The following is a 17384-nucleotide window of genomic DNA, read 5'->3' on the forward strand; positions in this document are numbered from 1 at the left end:
GGCGGCACGAGTGTCTTCTGGCAATTTGGATTTCGAGCAGTTCCGGATTTTTCTGGAAAAGGCCTGCGGTATTCTGCTGGGCAGCAATAAGCAATATCTGGTGTCCAGTCGCCTCAACAAGCTGATGGAACAACAGGGCATCAAGACGCTGGGGGAGTTGGTGCAGAAGATGCAACTGCAGCCCCGCGGTGGGTTGCGGGAGCAGGTCGTCGATGCCATGACCACCAACGAAACGCTGTGGTTTCGTGATGGCTATCCCTTCGAGGTCATGAAGAGCCGTGTCCTCCCCGAGATGATCAAGGCTTGCGCCGGTCAGCGCTTGCGCATCTGGTCGGCTGCCTGTTCTTCGGGGCAGGAGCCTTACTCGCTGTCGATGACCATTGATGAGTTCGAGAAAAGTAACCTGGGGTTGTTGAAAAGCGGCGTACAGATCGTTGCCACGGATCTTTCCGGCTCGATGCTCACCGCATGCAAGGGGGGGGAGTACGATAGCCTGGCCATCGGACGCGGTCTGTCCCAGGAAAGGCTGCAGCGCTACTTCGATCCCAAGGGACCAGGCCGTTGGGCAGTGAAGCCGGCAATAAAGAGTCGTGTTGAGTTTCGTGCGCTGAACTTGCTGGACAGCTATGCCAGCCTCGGCAAGTTCGATGTGGTGTTCTGCCGCAACGTGTTGATCTACTTCTCCGCTGAGGTGAAGAAAGACATCCTCACGCGCATTCATGCCACGATCAAACCAGGCGGCTATTTGTTCCTGGGGGCGTCTGAGGCGTTGAATGGATTGCCGGACCTCTACCAGATGGTGCAGTGCAGCCCTGGCATTATCTATAAGGTCAAATGACCGACGGACGAGCAAGTCAGTAAAACGGGAGGCCAATGGCCTCCCGTTTTTTTATGCCCTGTTATCCATAACAGCCGCGCGTCGACCCTCTTCGGGCGGCGTTAAAAATAGCTCCTGGCAATTTTTGGACGCATGTGAATTGTCACTGGGGAGGGCGAAAAAACGGATACGTACTTTGCCGATGCGGCAAAACCATTGCCGCTTACCTTGCCAGAGAGCGGTAAAGGCTTGCCGCTTGCCGCTTTTCCTTATCACGATTTGTTAGTAAACCATTGATATATAAGAATAATTAAAAATGGCATGGCCTTTGCTAAATGTCTGGTACGCCACACCAGATTGCCCAGCGGCAAAGGTTAAAGATCATGAGCATCAGCTTCGACAGTGCACTCGGTATCCACGAAACGGCCCTAGGCTTTCGCGCCAAGCGTGCCGAGGTATTGGCCAACAACATCGCCAACGCCGATACACCGAACTACAAAGCACGTGATCTCGACTTTTCCGCTGTGCTGGCTCAGCAAAGCGAGAAGGCCAAACGTGGTGACTTCAACCTGAACATGACCAGCAGCCGTCACATAGCGGGCATGGGCATCGAGCTGGCCGATCCGGCCCTACGCTTCCGTACCCCATTCAGCCCCTCGATTGATCAGAACACCGTTGATCTGCAGCAGGAGCAATCCAACTACGCGCAGAACTCGGTGCAGTTCCAGGCCAGCTTCACGCTGCTCAACAGCAAGTTCAAAGGGCTGGTCAGCGCCCTGCGCGGCGAATAAAGGAGAACGATGCCATGTCACTCGCCAGTGTCTTCAATATCGCCGGAACCGGCATGAGCGCGCAGAGCACTCGCCTGAACACCATTTCCAGCAACATCGCCAACGCCGAAACGGTCTCGTCGAGCATCGACCAGACTTACCGCGCTCGCCACCCGGTGTTTGCCACCGTGTTCAATTCGAGCATGCAGGGTGATCGCGGTTCGTTGTTCGCTGATCAGGATGCGTCCGGGCGTGGCGTCGAGGTGCTGGGCATCGTGGAAGACCAAAGCACCCTGATGCCGCGCTATGAGCCCAACCATCCGGCAGCGGATGAAAAGGGCTACGTGTATTACCCGAACGTCAACGTGGTCGAGGAAATGGCTGACATGATCTCTGCCAGTCGTGCCTTCCAGACCAACGTGGAAATGATGAACACCGCCAAGCAGATGATGCAGCGTGTACTGACACTGGGCCAATAAGCCACCAGCGAGGAGTGTAGAGAATGAGCGTTAGTGGCGTTAATAACTCGGTGCTTGATCAGTACCAGATAAAGCAAGAACCCAAGCAGAACAAGGATCTCGGCAAGAACGAATTCCTCAACCTGTTGGTGGCGCAGTTGAATAACCAGAACCCGCTCGAGCCACAGGGCAATGGTGAGTTCATTGCCCAACTGGCGCAGTTCAGCCAGGTAGAGGGGATCGAGAAACTCAATTCCAGCATGGGTTCGTTGCTTTCCAGTTATCAGTCCTCGCAGGCGCTGCAGGCATCTTCCCTGGTCGGTCGCAAGGTCATCGTCCCGACCGACAAAGCCATCGTGGATACGTCGGAGCCCTTCAAGGCCAGAATGGTGCTGCCAGCCAGCAGCAGCAACGTGTACTTCAACGTGTATGACGACAAAGGTGTGCTGGTCACGCGGATCAATATGGGTGAGCAGAAGGCCGGCAATATCGATTTCACCTGGGATGGCAAGAACAGCGACGGCGAAGAAATGCCGGCCGGCAAGTACAAGTTCGAGGCACATGCGACCTACGGCAACGAGACCAAAGGGCTCTACACCATGCTTCCGGCGAATGTCGACAGCGTAGTCCTGGGTGGCAGTGAATTGCTGCTCAATCTGGCAGGCATTGGCAGTATTCCGATTTCCCAGGTCCAGGTCATCGGCCAGTAATTCGAGTGTGGCCCCAGGCCAACCCCTTATCGTTTGACAGTGCCGGACAGCCGGCTAGGAGAACACCATGTCGTTTAACATCGGCCTGAGCGGCCTGCGTGCTGCCAGTAGCGATCTCAACGTAACCGGCAACAACATCTCCAACGCCGGCACGGCAGGTTTCAAGCAGTCGCGCGCCGAGTTCGGCGATCTGTACTCGGCGTCTATCCTGGGTAGTGGTCGTAACCCGCAAGGCAGTGGTGTGCTGCTTAACAACGTCTCGCAGCTGTTCAAGCAGGGGAACCTGGACTACACCCAGAACCCGCTGGACCTGGCGATCAACGGCAATGGCATGTTCGTTACCAGTAACAATGGGGCAATCAGCTATACCCGTGCTGGTTATTTTGGCACTGACCGTGACGGTAATGTGGTCAACAACCTGGGCTACCGCTTGCAGGGCTATGGGGTGGATGCCAACGGCAACCTGCTCAATGGCCAGTTGGGTGATCTGCGTATCGACAAGAGCAATCAGGCGCCGCGACCAACGGGTGTGATTACCCAACCGTTCAACCTGAACTCGACGAACACGCCGATTACCACGGTGGCGTTCAATCCGAAGGACAGTGCCAGTTACAACTCCTCGACCTCGGCCACCATCTTCGACTCTCAGGGCAATGCTCACTCGTTCACGCAGTACTTCGTGAAAACCGGTGCCAACACGTGGGACATGCATATTCTTGTCGATGGACGTAATCCGGCGAATGCTTCGGGTGACGCTGCTTCGGTACAAGCGGCTAACGCTGCTGCGGCGGCTGCCGGTGCAACGCCTGCCAGTGTGCTGGCATCTGTGGCTGGGGGTAATCCCAGTGTTGTTGCTGCTGCAACTGCAGCTGAAGCGCAGCCTGGCGCTACGGCGGCGAGCGTTGCCGCTGCAGTCTTCAATGCCTCCGAGCAAATTGCGACCACACCGGCCACGGCCAACCTGGTGTTCACCTCGGCAGGCAAGCTGGACTTGAATCAGCTCACGGCTACCGGGCTGACCGTGAATGCCGACGGCACCCTGAACATGAATAACTGGGTACCGTCCGCTCCAGATGACTCGGTTCCGCCAGTCTGGGGGCCAAACCAGGCAGCGGCCAACGTGGCCGGTATCAAGTTCGACATGCGCGGCAGCACCCAGTACGCCAGCAGTTTTGCAGTCAACAGCCTCAATCAGGACGGCTACACCACGGGTGAGCTGGCCGGTATCGAGATCGACGAAAACGGGGTGATCTTTGCCCGCTACACCAACAAGGAATCCAAGGTCATGGGGCAGGTGGCACTGGCCAACTTTGCCAACCTGCAAGGCCTGACGCCTATCGGCAGCACGGCCTGGGTCCAGTCTTCGGCATCGGGCGAGCCTGTGATCGGTACGCCCGGCAGCGGGACCATGGGGGCGATGCAGTCCGGCGCGCTTGAAGGGTCGAACGTCGAATTGTCAGACCAACTGGTCAACCTGATCGTGGCCCAGCGCAACTACCAGGCCAACGCCAAGACCATCGAAACCGAAAGTGCGATCACCCAGACCATCATCAACCTGCGTTGATGGGCTGGCGATGCCTTGCCGCCTGCGGCAAGGCATCGCCGATATCGTCGTCGAAAAGCTCCTTATGGAGCTTTTTTGTTTTTTAAATTCTTTATTAATCAATAGTTTGAGAGTTTTTCTCTGGTGTGGCACACGCTTTGCTATATCTCTGTCAACAGAGTAATGAGCGGCAAGTGCCGACCCGCGGAGAAGAACATGGACAAGATGCTGTACGTTTCCATGACTGGCGCCAGCCAGAACACCATGGCCCAGCGTGCCCACGCCAACAACCTGGCGAACATCTCCACAACCGGTTTCCGCCGGGATTTCGAACAAGCCCGTTCGATGCCGGTATTCGGCGAGCATTTCCCGTCGCGGGTCTATGCCATGAGCGAGCGCCCCGGGACTGATTTCACCCCAGGCTCGCTGCAGGAGACCGGGCGTGACATGGACGTGGCCGTCGATGGGCAGGGCTGGATTGCCGTGCAGTCCGCCGATGGCAGCGAGGCCTATGTGCGCACCGCCAGCCTGCAGATCGACGCCCTTGGTCAATTGCGCACCGGCAACGGTTTGCCGGTTCTCGGCAATGGCGGCCCTATTGCGATTCCGCCAGAGCAGAAAGTAGAGATCGGCCAGGACGGCACCATCACCATTCGCGCTCTCGGTGAGGCTCCGAATGTGATGGCCGAGGTCGATCGGATCAAGCTGGTGAACCCGGATCTGAAAACCATGGAGAAGGGCGCCGATGGCCTGATCCGGGTCAAGGATCAGACGCAACCCATCGAAGCCGACGCTAATGCACGACTGACGTCCGGGTTTCTTGAAGCGAGCAACGTGAATGCGGTGGAGGAGATGACATCGATCATGTCCCTGGCCCGGCAGTTCGAGCTGCACGTGAAGATGATGCACACCGCCGAAGAGAACTCGAGCGCCATGGCGCGAGTCTTGCAAATCAACTAATTACCAGCGCGAAACGCCGTAAAACCGGCGTTCGAGGAGAAGACAATGCTTCCGGCACTTTGGGTCAGTAAAACCGGTCTGTCCGCTCAGGACATGAACCTGACCACGATTTCCAACAACCTGGCGAACGTTTCGACCACCGGGTTCAAACGTGATCGCGCCGAATTCGAGGATCTGCTCTATCAGATCCGCAAGCAGCCTGGCGCTCAGTCGAGCCAGGACAGCGAGCTGCCGTCCGGCCTGCAGTTGGGTACCGGTGTGCGCATCGCCGGTACGCAAAAGATGTTCACCCAGGGCAGCCTGCAAACGACCGAGCAGCCGCTGGATATCGCAGTCAACGGACGTGGTTTTTTCCAGGTCATGATGCCGGACGGCACGGTGTCCTACACCCGTGATGGCAGCTTTCACCTGAACTCCGATGGCCAGGTGGTGACTTCCCAAGGCTATGCCTTGGAGCCGGCCATCGTACTGCCGCCGGAAACCCAGACATTCACCGTGGGTGAGGACGGCACTGCCTCTATCACCACCTTCGGCAATCCAGCCCCTCAGGTGATCGGCAATATCCAGACCGCCGACTTCATCAATCCGGCTGGTCTGCAAGCCATCGGCAACAACCTGTTCCTTGAGACGGGCTCCAGTGGTGCCCCGCAAATCGGTACACCAGGCCTGACCGGATTGGGCGTGGTGCTGCAGAACACCCTGGAAAACTCCAACGTCAGTGTGGTCGAGGAACTGGTGAACATGATCACCACCCAGCGTGCCTACGAGATGAACTCCAAGGTCATCTCCACCGCTGACCAGATGCTGTCTTTCATTACGCAACAACTTTAACGCGTGATCGCTGGCGAGAGCCGGTGACTGCCTGAGCAATACGTTCGCCGTGAGGTACGTGGTTATGAACCGGCTGATTACTCTTGTTTCCGTGCTGAGCGCCATCGCCCTGAGCGGCTGTGTGTCGCCTCCGCCAAAGCCGGACGACCCCTACTACGCGCCGGTATTGCCGCGCACACCGATGCCCGCCGCACAAAGCAATGGCGCGATCTTCCAATCGGGTTTCGAAACCAACCTGTATGACGATCGCAAGGCCTACCGTGTTGGCGACATCATCACCATCACCCTCAGTGAGCGCACGCAGGCCAGCAAGTCAGCCAACTCGAACATGACCAAGACCAGCAACACCAGCATGGGTCTGACTTCTCTGTTCGGCGGTGGCGTAGGGATCAACAACCCGAACAGCAGCCTCAATCCGCTGAAGACCAATAACCTTGGTCTGGAAGCCAGTTACAGCGGTTCACGGGCGAACAAGGGCAACAGCGCTGCGGCACAGGGCAACAGCCTGACCGGTTCGGTCACTGTGACGGTATCCGAAGTACTGCCCAATGGCGTGCTGGCTGTACGCGGGGAGAAGTGGCTGACCCTCAATACCGGTAACGAACTGGTGCGCATTGCCGGCCTGGTACGTGCCGACGACATTTCCACCGACAACACCGTGCCGTCCACTCGGGTTGCCGATGCACGCATTACCTATTCAGGCACTGGCACCTTTGCCGATGCGAGCCAGCCGGGCTGGTTCGACCGTTTCTTCATGAGCCCGCTGTGGCCGTTCTAAGCAGGGGGACTGTGAGCATGAATCGTCTGATTGGCATTTTCTGCCTGCTGCTGATGGCCGGCACGGCCCAGGCCGAACGGTTGAAAGACCTCGCCAGCATCCAGGGTGTGCGTACCAACCAGTTGATCGGCTACGGCCTGGTGGTCGGCCTCAACGGGACCGGCGACCAGACCACTCAGACGCCATTTACCCTGCAAACCTTCAACAACATGCTGGCCCAGTTCGGCATCAAGGTGCCGCCGGGTGGCGGCAACGTGCAGCTGAAAAACGTGGCAGCAGTCTCCATTCATGCGGAGCTGCCACCGTTTGCCAAGCCAGGGCAAACCATCGATGTCACGATTTCCTCCATCGGTAACGCCAAGAGCCTGCGTGGCGGCAGTTTGTTGCTCAGCCCGCTGAAAGGGATCGACGGCAACGTCTACGCCATCGCCCAGGGCAACCTGGTGGTGGGCGGTTTCGATGCCGGTGGCGCAGATGGCTCGCGGATCACCGTCAATATTCCGTCTGCTGGCCGTATCCCGGCTGGTGCCACGGTCGAGCGCCCGGTTCCCAGCGGCTTCGATCAGGGCAATAGCCTGGTTCTGAACCTCAATCGCCCGGACTTCACCACCGCCAAGAACATCGTTGACCAGATCAATGGCTTGTTGGGCCCAGGTGTGGCCCAGGCGCTGGATGGTGGATCGATCCGGGTCAGTGCGCCGCTGGACCCGAATCAGCGGGTGGATTACCTCTCGGTGCTGGAAAACATCGAAGTCGAGGCCGGACAGGCGGTGGCCAAGGTCATCATCAACTCACGTACCGGCACCATCGTCATTGGCCAGAACGTCAAAGTGCAGCCTGCTGCGGTGACCCATGGCAGCCTGACCGTCACCATCACCGAAGATCCGATCGTCAGCCAGCCCGGACCGCTTTCTGGCGGGCAGACAGCCGTGGTGCCACGCTCCCGCGTCAATGCGGAGGAGGAGGCCAAGCCGATGTTCAAGTTCGGCCCCGGCACCACACTGGATGAAATCGTTCGCGCGGTTAACCAGGTGGGTGCCGCTCCGTCCGACCTGATGGCCATCCTCGAGGCGCTCAAGCAAGCAGGCGCACTCCAGGCTGACCTGATCGTGATTTAAGGAGGCCGCCATGGATACCCCACTTTCGGCCGGCCTGGTTGCTGGCAAGCCCTACGACACCGGTGCCTACACCGACCTGAACCGCCTTAGCCAATTCAAGGTGGGGGGTGACAGCGATGGCAACATCAAGAAGGTCGCCCAGGAATTCGAATCGCTGTTCCTCAACGAAATGATGAAAGCCATGCGCAAGGCGAACGAATCGTTCGGCGAAGGCAATTTCATGAACAGCAACGAAAGCAAGACCTACCAGGACATGTACGACCAGCAGCTAGCCGTGACCCTGTCGAAAAACAAAGGCGGTATCGGGCTGGCCGATGTGCTGGAGCGGCAGCTGAACAAGATGCGCGGTGGCGGTGGCAGCGAGCGGCCGAACCCCTTCGCCAAGGCCGGTGATGTTGCTGGCGTGGTTGCAGCTCCGAGTGGCTTCAAGGGCGATGCTCCGGTAAGTCGCGATGACTCGCAGTTGCTCAACCAGCGGCGCTTGAGCTTGCCGGGCAAGCTTACCGACCGTCTGCTCGCTGGGATCGTGCCCACGGAGCAGGCAGGTGATGCGCAACCTCTGGCAGGTACAGATTGGGTCCCGGCGCAAGCTCGGGCGGTACGTAGCGACAAACCCCTGAGCCTGAACGATGGTGATGCGATCAGTGGTCGGCGCGTGGCCCAGCCACCGCTCGCGACTGGCAAGTCGGCGTTCGGATCGGCCAAGGAGTTCATTGAGACCATGCTGCCGATGGCTGAGGAAGCCGCGCAGAAAATCGGTATCGATGCGCGCTATCTGGTGGCTCAGGCAGCCCTTGAAACCGGTTGGGGCAAGTCCATCATTCGCCAGCAAGACGGATCCAGCAGCCACAACCTGTTCGGCATCAAAGCCCACGGCGGCTGGCAGGGTGAGTCGGCGCGGGTGCTGACCACCGAGTACAACAACGGCAAGCCCGTCAAGGAAGCTGCTTCGTTCCGTGCTTATGGCTCGTATCAACAGAGCTTCAATGACTATGTGGATTTCCTGCAGGGCAATGGCCGCTATCAGGATGCCCTGGACGTTGCCGACAAGCCCGAGAAGTTCGTGCGTGAGCTGCAGGCGGCAGGCTATGCCACCGATCCGCAATACGCCCGCAAGATTGCCCAGATCGCCCGGCAGATGCAGACCTACCAGGTCATAGCAGCCGCGGACGGTTCCACCACGAGCATATAGGCTGAGCCATGGCAGACCTTCTGAGCATCGGCCTTTCCGGCCTTTCAGCAAACAAGACCTCGTTGTCGGTGACCGGTCACAACATCACCAACATCAACACCCCTGGGTTTTCTCGCCAGGGTACGGTTCAGGAAACGCGTCCGCCGCAGTTCTCGGGAGCTGGGTACATCGGTCAGGGCACATCGCTCACCGACGTGCGCCGTTTCTACAGTGAGTTTCTGACGACCCAGTTGCGCGCAAGCACTTCGCTGGCCAATGAGGCTGCGGCCTATCAGAGCCAGATCGATCAACTTGACTCGCTGTTGGCTGGCACCACCACGGGTATCAGCCCCTCGCTCAAAAGCTTCTTTGCCGCGCTACAGACCGCGTCAGAAGATCCGGCCAATATGCCAGCGCGGCAATTGGTGTTGGCCGAGGCCGATGGGCTGGCACGTCGCTTCAACACCGTCTATGACCGTCTCGATCAGCAGAACGTATCGCTGAACAAGCAGATGAGCGCAGTGACTGACCAGATCAATCGCCTGGCTGGCTCGATCGCCAGCCTGAACGATGCGATTGGTAGAGCAGCTTCTGGTGGTCAGCAACCCAATGACCTGCTGGATGCCCGTGATGAGGCTGTGCGCCAACTGTCGGCATATATCGGCGTCACTGTGGTCACCCAGGACGATGGCATTCAGAACATCTTCATTGGCAGCGGCCAGCCCCTGGTCTTGGGCGGTAATGCCAACCGCTTGGAAGTAGTGCCCGGCGCCAATGACCCCAATCGTGCGGAAGTGCAGTTCGTCGTCGGCAATTCTCGTCAGTCGATCACTGCTCAGCTCCAAGGCGGGGAAATGGGCGGGCTGTTGCGTTACCGCGAGGATGTGCTGGACACTACCTACAACTCGGTAGGGCGGTTGGCGTTGGCCATTGCTGACCAGATCAACCAGCAACTGGGGCAGGGGTTGGACCTCAAGGGAGAGGTCGGTACGGCACTGTTCAAGGACTTCAATGAGCCTGGGCAAGCGGCACTACGGGTGCTCGGTAATGCTGACAACCTGGGTAATTCCCGTCCGCTTCTGAACATCACCAACAGCTCCATCCTGACGACCAGTGACTATCGCCTGGAGTTCGATGGCACCAACTACACGGCGCGCCGGTTGAGTGACAACGAACCGATGACCGTGCAGAACAACCCACCGGGTACCTTGACCCTGATCGATAGCAAGGGACGTGATCAAGGTTTCCAGATCGTGATGGGTACACCGCCGCCAATGGCCGGCGATACCTTCCAATTGCAACCCACGCGGCGTGGTGCGACTGAGATTGCCAAGAGCCTGGACCAGGCGGATCAACTGGCTTTTGCTGCACCGGTCCGCTCGGAGAGCGGCCAGCAGAACAAGGGCACCGGACGTATTACTCAGCCCGACCTGATGGCCTTCGGTGCCGGCAGTAACATGACCGCTCTCAAAGCTGCGCTGACGCCAGCGTTGAGCCTGACCTACGATGCGGCCACCGGTAACTTCACGCTGCCGGCTGGAGCCACGATGACGCGGCTGGACAGCAGCGGGGCGCCCGCTGTGCCTCCGGAGTTCCAGCCAGGGCAGGACAACCTCTACGAGATGACCCTCGCCGATGGCAGTCGTGTGCGTTTCACGCTCAACGGCCGGCCCGAGGATGGCGACCAGTTCAGTGTAGGCTTCAACCAGAACGGCGTGTCCGATAACCGCAATGGACTGAAACTCGTGAATCTGCAGCAAAAAGCCACGGTTGGGCTTGATGCCAGCGTCAGTCATATCGCTACCGGTACGAACTTTTCCGATGGTTATGGTGAGCTGATCGAGTACGTTGGCACACGCACCGCACAGGCGCGATTGGACACGGATGCCACCACGACCATCCTCAAGCAGGCCCAAGACAGCCGTGATTCTTTGTCAGGGGTGAATCTGGATGAGGAGGCCGCCAACCTGATCAAGTTCGAGCAGTACTACAACGCGTCGGCACAGATCATTCAAGTTGCTCGATCTTTGTTCGATACCCTGATCAGTACGTTCCGATAAACGAGGCCCTCAATGCGCATTTCCACTCTTCAGGCATTCAACAATGGTGTGCAGGGCCTGCAGCGCAATTACGCCAATGTCACGCGTACTCAAGAGCAGATCAGTACCGGCAACCGAATTCTCACACCGGCGGATGATCCGGTAGCCTCCGTACGTCTGCTGCAACTTGAGCATCAGCAAGGCGTACTCAAGCAGTACAGCGACAACCTGGGAGCTGCCAAGAACAGCCTGAGCCAGGAAGAGGTCACCCTCAACTCGGTCAACACCGTACTGCTGCGTATTCAGGAACTGGCAGGGCATGCGGGCAATGGGGCGTTGAATGCCTCTGACCGGCAGTCTATTGCGTCGGAGCTGCGTGAGAGGGAGGACGAGTTACTCGGGCTGCTCAACACCAAGAATGCCCGTGGCGAATACATTTTCTCGGGCTTTCAGGGCAAAAGTCAGCCCTTTGTGCGAGGTGCTGATGGTAGTTACAGCTACCAAGGTGATGAGGGGCAGCGCCAACTGGAGATAGCCAGTTCACTCCAGGTGCCGATCAGTGACAATGGCAAGAAGATCTTCCAGAACAATATCAACGCTGGGCGCCTGGATCGTACGATTACTGTATCGCCACCCGGCTCGACGCTCGGGGTCTCCGCGCCCCTTGTGCAAGATGAAGTGGCCTATTCCGGCAATCCGGCTTTTCCACCTCAAGGTGTAGATATTGTTTTCGGCACCCCGGATGCCCGTAGCTATCAGGTCTTTGCCGCCGGTACCACCGCGCCTGCGCTGGCGGATGGCAAGATGGACGATGATCCCAAGAAGAGCGATCAACTGGTATTCCGTGGGGTCGCGCTGAGCTTTGACGGTGAGCCGGTCGGTGGGGAAACCATTACCATACGAGACGACCCCAGCCGGTACAGGGTCGGCCTTCTTGATAGCATCGCTCAGCTGCGCAGCACCCTCGAAGGGGCACCTGACACTCCTCAAGGTGCATACGAGGTTCGCGATGCGGTGGCATTGGCGCTGACCAACCTGGCTACTGCCAGTACCAGTGTTGACAGTGCCCGCGGAGACATTGGTGCACGTCTGAACATTATCGAGACAACACAGACGGACAATGAGGATGTGGCGCTGGTCAACAAAGGAGTTCAGGCAAGTCTGCGAGAGCTGGACTATGCCGAGGCGCTGTCACGGCTGTCCATGCAAAGCCTGGTTCTGGAAGCTGCACAGCAGAGCTATGTGAAAATCTCTCAGATGACCTTGTTCAACAAGATGTAAAGAGCTATTCAGATTCATCCTTTGCTGTCGGTTGTGTAGTAGTGGCGTGACTGCGTTGCCTGTATCGATGGGTATGGATGCACGCCCCCGGAGACTCTCTCTTTGCATTTGTTTGTGCATAGAACGCAGGCGAAGATCCTTGAGTCAGCCAGAGGGTTGGACGAGCCAATTTTTGACGTGCCTGCGTTCGTGTAGACTCCGCGGTGCAAGGGACTGGGTTGCCTGGGGAATATAATGAAAGTAGTAATTCTGGCGGGCGGACTGGGTACTCGTATCAGTGAGGAATCCCACCTGCGGCCCAAGCCGATGATCGAGATAGGCGGCAAGCCGATCATCTGGCACATCATGAAGATCTACTCGCACTTCGGTCTAAACGATTTCGTAATCTGCCTCGGTTACAAGGGCTATGTAATCAAGGAGTACTTCGCCAACTATTTTCTGCACATGTCGGACGTCACGTTCGATATGGTGGAAAACCGCATGCACATCCATCAGCGTAACGCCGAGCCATGGCGCGTCACGCTGGTCGATACCGGAGAGGCTACCAGTACGGGTGGCCGTCTCAAACGTGTGCAGGAATACCTGGGTGATGAAACTTTTTGCTTCACCTATGGTGACGGCGTTGCCGATATTGATATTTCCGCTTTGATCGCCTTCCACAAGCAGCACGGCAAGCTTGCTACCGTGACAGCCGTACAACCGCCCGGTCGGTATGGTGCCCTTGATGTACAGGGACAGATGGTCAGTGGTTTTCAGGAAAAGCCTTTGGGTGACGGGGGCTGGATCAATGGCGGTTTTTTCGTTCTTGAACCGGGTGTAATCGATTACATCGAGGGTGATGACACCACATGGGAATTCGAGCCCATGCGCAGTCTGGCCAGTGAGGGCCAACTGATGAGTCATTTGCATCGTGGTTTCTGGCACCCCATGGATACCTTGCGCGACCGTGTACTACTTGAAGACCGCTGGAAGAGCGGTGAGGCGGAGTGGCAACTGTGGCGGTGACTCCGGCGTTCTGGATTGGGCGCAAGGTGTTGCTGACCGGCCATACCGGTTTCAAGGGTGGCTGGTTGGCGCTGTGGCTGCGGCAGTTAGGCGCTGACGTACGTGGCTATGCATTACCGGCAGCCACTACGCCGGCCTTGTGGCAGGTCGCGCAGGTGGAATCGCAAGTCGCTGGGAATCTTGCCGATATCCGCGATATCACCGTGCTGACATCTGCCATGCAGCGCTTTGAGCCTGAACTCGTACTGCACCTCGCCGCACAACCGTTGGTGCGCGAATCCTACCGCGCGCCAGCAGAGACCTATGCCACCAATGTGATGGGCACGGTCAACCTGCTGGAAGCAGTGCGGGCAACGCTGTCAGTGCGTGCCGTGCTGGTGGTGACAACCGACAAGTGCTACGAAAATCATGAGTGGGTCTGGCCTTACCGGGAACAGGACGCGCTGGGTGGATTCGATCCTTACAGCAACAGCAAGGCTTGTGTCGAACTGCTGTGCGCCAGCTACCGAGATTCTTTCCTGCGTGCATCCGGCGTTGCGCTGGCGACAGCGCGTGCTGGCAACGTATTGGGGGGCGGTGACTGGTCTCCCGAGCGGTTGATACCGGACATTTTTCGCGCCTGGCAGGAGGGGCGCGAGGTGGTCCTGCGCTACCCTCAGGCGACACGCCCCTGGCAGCATGTACTCGACCCGTTGATGGGCTATCTGCAACTGGCCCAAGGCTTGCTCAGTAATCCTGAGCCTCATGCGGGTGCCTGGAATTTTGGCCCGGACAGTGCCGGTCTCGCTACCGTGGAAGAGGTCGTTCGCCGCCTTGCTGAACGCTGGCAGGGCGAGGCGCGCTGGTCGACCAGTGCCGATGCCCAGCCCCACGAAGCAGGCTTGCTGGCGCTGGATTCGAGCAAGGCGCGACAACTGCTGGGCTGGTCGCCCCGTTGGTCGCTGGATGCCACCCTGCAACATACCCTGGACTGGCAGTTGGCCTGGCAGAATGGCCGCGACATGAACACCGTTACCCGCGAGCAGATCGCGGTTCACCAAGGCGAAACCCAATGAGTGACAGCACTGCGCAGCAGTTGCGCCAACAAATTGCCGAGTTGGTCGGGCGCTACGCCGAGCTGCAGATGGCACCCAAGCCGTTCACGGCGGGGGAGACTACTGTTCCCCCGTCCGGCAAGGTAATTGGCGTAGGTGAGCTACAGTCGATGACCGAGGCGGTGCTGGATGGCTGGTTGACCACCGGGCGCTTCAACGAGGCGTTCGAGAAACGTCTGGCCAAGTACCTGGGACGCCGCTGCGTCCTCACCACCAACTCCGGTTCTTCGGCCAACTTACTGGCTTTTTCCGCGTTGACTTCGCCGCGCCTTGGCGAACGGGCGATCAAACCTGGTGACGAAGTGATCGGTGTTGCGGCGGGTTTCCCGACCACAGTCAATCCGATCCTGCAATTCGGCGCTGTACCGGTGTTCGTCGATGTCGAGTTAGCGACCTACAACATTGATCCAGCCAAGATCGAGGCTGCCATCGGCCCGAAGACCAAAGCCATCATGCTGGCCCATACCTTGGGCAATCCGTTCGACCTCAGCGTCGTCCGGGCACTGTGCGACAAGTACGGCCTGTGGCTGATCGAGGATTGCTGCGACGCGCTGGGTTCTACCTATCAGGGGCAGATGGTCGGTACCTTCGGTGATATCGGCACGCTCAGCTTCTATCCGGCGCACCACATCACCATGGGCGAGGGGGGCGCCGTGTTCACCAACAGTCCGGCATTGAAACGTATTGTCGAATCGTTCCGTGACTGGGGGCGTGATTGTTACTGCGCTCCGGGTGAGGACAACACCTGTGGCAAGCGCTTCTGCTGGCATTTGGGTGATCTACCTGAAGGCTACGATCACAAATATACGTACTCGCATCTGGGCTACAACCTCAAGATAACTGACATGCAGGCTGCCTGCGCCTTGGCGCAGATGGATCGCCTGGATGGCTTCGTTGCCGCGCGCAAACACAATTTTGCCTGGCTCAGCGAGCGCTTGGCCGGCTGTACCGAGCAACTGATTCTGCCCCGTGCCACGCCTGGCAGTGATCCTTCCTGGTTTGGTTTTCCCCTGACCTTGCGAGACGGTTGTGGTCTTGAACGGGTGAAGCTGCTACGCCATCTGGACGAGCAGCGGGTTGGAACGCGTTTACTGTTTGCCGGTAATCTGACTCGCCAGCCTTATATGCGTAACCAGAATTATCGTGTGTCCGGTGAACTTAATAACACCGATAAAGTAATGAATGACACCTTCTGGATCGGCCTCTGGCCTGGCCTGAGCGAAGCCCATTTGGAACATGCTGCTAGCCGAATAGAACGCTGGCTCGGCATAGGAGCCCATCGATGAGCACTACCCCCATTAGCACCGGCGCGTTGTTTGACCGGCCGTTGTTCGTTTTGGAAATGGCCAATAACCACATGGGCGACGTGGCTCACGGTGTTGCACTGATTCGTGCGTTCGCCGAAGTGTGCCGACCGTTCCCGTTCCGCTTCGCTTTCAAGCTTCAGTACCGTGATCTGGATACGTTCATTCACCCCGCGATGCGCGGCCGTGACGATGTGAAGTACATCAAACGATTCAGTGAGACACGCTTGTCTCGCGAGCAGTTTGACATCCTGGTTGCGGAAATCCGTAACCAAGGGTTCCAATGCCTGTCTACACCCTTCGATGAAGCATCTGTAGCGGTGATTGAGGCGCAGAACTTGGATGCGATCAAGATCGCCAGCTGTTCCATGAGTGATTGGCCGTTGCTTGAGCGAGTGGTGCAAACCCGGCATCCACTGATCGTCTCTACCGCTGGTTCGACCTTGGAGGAGCTGGATCGGCTGGTCAGTTTCCTCACTCACCGTAGCAAGGACTTCGCCATCCTGCATTGTGTAGGTGAATACCCAACTCCGGATGCGCACATGCATCTGTCCCAAGTGGATTTTCTGCAGCGGCGCTACCCAGGGGTGCGCGTTGGTTTTTCCACCCACGAGGACCCGAATAACACTGATATCGTCAAGATGGCTCTGGCGAAGGGGGCCCGTATCTTTGAAAAGCACGTCGGCTTGCCCACCGAGCAGTATCCGATCAACGCCTATTCAGCCAGTCCAGAGCAGGTACGGCGCTGGCTGGAGGCTGCACAGTACGCTTTGCTGCTATGCGGTGAAGGAGAGCAGCGCCTGCCGCTGAACGAGTCCGAGCGCGATAGCCTGCGCTCATTGCGACGTGGTGTGTTTGCACGGCGAGAAATCGCAGCAGGTGAAGTGGTACATGCGGAGGATGTGTACTTTGCCTTCCCACCTCAGAATGGACAGTTCACGGCTAATGACTGGTCCAAGTATGCGACCTTCACGGCTGAGGCCGATATTTCCGTAGATGCTGCATTGGCTCAGACCAACACTGTACGGCGTGATATGCGCGACAAGGTTTGGGAGATTGTTCAGCGGGTGCGCGCACAGTTGCAGGGCAGTCATGTAGTGATACCGGGTCGGGTAGACCTTGAAATTTCCCATCACTATGGCCTGGATCGCTTCGACGAGTACGGCCTGACCATGCTCACCGTGGTCAACCGCAGCTACTGCAAGAAACTGCTGATGCTCCTTCCGGGTCAGCAGCACCCCGAGCAGCATCATCAGCTCAAGGAAGAAACCTTCCACGTTCTGCAAGGCGAGCTGATTCTGCAGCTGGATGGTGTGGAGCGTGTCTGCGGGCCGGGCGATGTGGAAACTGTCGAGCCTGGCGTGCGGCATGCTTTCCGTAGTGAGAACGGAGCCATTATCGAAGAGCTGTCCTCCACGCATTTCCTCAACGACTCGTTCTATACCGATGAGGCCATCAATGCCAATCGGGAGCGTAAAACCCTTTTGAGCTATTGGATGGACTGA

The 17384-nt window shown here is 58.1% G+C and carries 16 protein-coding genes; all 16 read left to right on the top strand.

Features of this window, described 5'->3' with window-relative positions; translation table 11 throughout:
- The first annotated feature begins 10 nt into the window (after window positions 1-10).
- The 16 genes from cheR (at window position 11) to ACWPW0_RS10670 (ending at window position 17384) form a co-directional block, all read left to right on the top strand.
- Complete coding sequence (cheR, locus tag ACWPW0_RS10595; protein ID WP_447591975.1) at window positions 11-838, top strand: protein-glutamate O-methyltransferase CheR; 828 nt, start codon at window positions 11-13, stop codon at window positions 836-838.
- Window positions 839-1200: 362 nt separating this feature from the next.
- Complete coding sequence (gene flgB / locus ACWPW0_RS10600; protein WP_447591973.1) at window positions 1201-1608, top strand: flagellar basal body rod protein FlgB; 408 nt, start codon at window positions 1201-1203, stop codon at window positions 1606-1608.
- Between the two features lie 14 nt (window positions 1609-1622).
- Complete coding sequence (flgC, locus tag ACWPW0_RS10605; protein ID WP_447591972.1) at window positions 1623-2066, top strand: flagellar basal body rod protein FlgC; 444 nt, start codon at window positions 1623-1625, stop codon at window positions 2064-2066.
- 23 nt (window positions 2067-2089) lie between these two features.
- The gene (gene flgD, locus ACWPW0_RS10610; RefSeq protein ID WP_454255303.1) at window positions 2090-2755 is read left to right on the top strand and encodes a flagellar hook assembly protein FlgD; all 666 of its coding nucleotides are present in this window, start codon (window positions 2090-2092) and stop codon (window positions 2753-2755) included.
- A gap of 67 nt (window positions 2756-2822) precedes the next feature.
- On the top strand, window positions 2823-4319 hold the full coding sequence (locus ACWPW0_RS10615) for a flagellar hook protein FlgE (protein WP_454255304.1): 1497 nt from the start codon (window positions 2823-2825) through the stop codon (window positions 4317-4319).
- A 195-nt stretch (window positions 4320-4514) separates the two neighbouring features.
- Window positions 4515-5258 carry a flagellar basal body rod protein FlgF gene (locus tag ACWPW0_RS10620; protein ID WP_447591966.1) on the top strand — a complete coding sequence of 248 codons (744 nt, stop codon included), beginning with the start codon at window positions 4515-4517 and terminating at the stop codon, window positions 5256-5258.
- A 45-nt stretch (window positions 5259-5303) separates the two neighbouring features.
- Window positions 5304-6089 (top strand): flagellar basal-body rod protein FlgG, encoded by a 786-nt coding sequence (flgG, locus tag ACWPW0_RS10625; protein WP_447591964.1) that lies wholly within the window; start codon window positions 5304-5306, stop codon window positions 6087-6089.
- A 64-nt stretch (window positions 6090-6153) separates the two neighbouring features.
- Complete coding sequence (gene flgH, locus ACWPW0_RS10630; RefSeq protein ID WP_447591962.1) at window positions 6154-6867, top strand: flagellar basal body L-ring protein FlgH; 714 nt, start codon at window positions 6154-6156, stop codon at window positions 6865-6867.
- Window positions 6868-6884: 17 nt separating this feature from the next.
- The gene (locus tag ACWPW0_RS10635) at window positions 6885-7985 is read left to right on the top strand and encodes a flagellar basal body P-ring protein FlgI (RefSeq protein ID WP_454255305.1); all 1101 of its coding nucleotides are present in this window, start codon (window positions 6885-6887) and stop codon (window positions 7983-7985) included.
- 10 nt (window positions 7986-7995) lie between these two features.
- Window positions 7996-9177 (top strand): flagellar assembly peptidoglycan hydrolase FlgJ, encoded by a 1182-nt coding sequence (flgJ, locus tag ACWPW0_RS10640; RefSeq protein WP_454255306.1) that lies wholly within the window; start codon window positions 7996-7998, stop codon window positions 9175-9177.
- 8 nt (window positions 9178-9185) lie between these two features.
- Complete coding sequence (gene flgK, locus ACWPW0_RS10645; protein WP_454255307.1) at window positions 9186-11216, top strand: flagellar hook-associated protein FlgK; 2031 nt, start codon at window positions 9186-9188, stop codon at window positions 11214-11216.
- 12 nt (window positions 11217-11228) lie between these two features.
- Entirely contained in the window at window positions 11229-12476 is a 1248-nt protein-coding gene (gene flgL, locus ACWPW0_RS10650; protein WP_447591955.1) for a flagellar hook-associated protein FlgL, read from the top strand.
- Window positions 12477-12710: 234 nt separating this feature from the next.
- On the top strand, window positions 12711-13481 hold the full coding sequence (rfbF, locus tag ACWPW0_RS10655; RefSeq protein WP_454255308.1) for a glucose-1-phosphate cytidylyltransferase: 771 nt from the start codon (window positions 12711-12713) through the stop codon (window positions 13479-13481).
- Entirely contained in the window at window positions 13472-14536 is a 1065-nt protein-coding gene (gene rfbG / locus ACWPW0_RS10660; RefSeq protein WP_454256725.1) for a CDP-glucose 4,6-dehydratase, read from the top strand. The genes rfbF and rfbG overlap by 10 nt, the downstream gene beginning before the upstream one ends.
- On the top strand, window positions 14533-15861 hold the full coding sequence (gene rfbH, locus ACWPW0_RS10665; RefSeq protein ID WP_454255309.1) for a lipopolysaccharide biosynthesis protein RfbH: 1329 nt from the start codon (window positions 14533-14535) through the stop codon (window positions 15859-15861). The genes rfbG and rfbH overlap by 4 nt, the downstream gene beginning before the upstream one ends.
- A complete protein-coding gene (locus ACWPW0_RS10670) occupies window positions 15858-17384 on the top strand; it encodes an N-acetylneuraminate synthase family protein (protein ID WP_454255310.1) in 1527 nt (508 codons plus the stop codon). The genes rfbH and ACWPW0_RS10670 overlap by 4 nt, the downstream gene beginning before the upstream one ends.

The organism is Pseudomonas sp. Marseille-Q8238 (genome assembly GCF_965111915.1).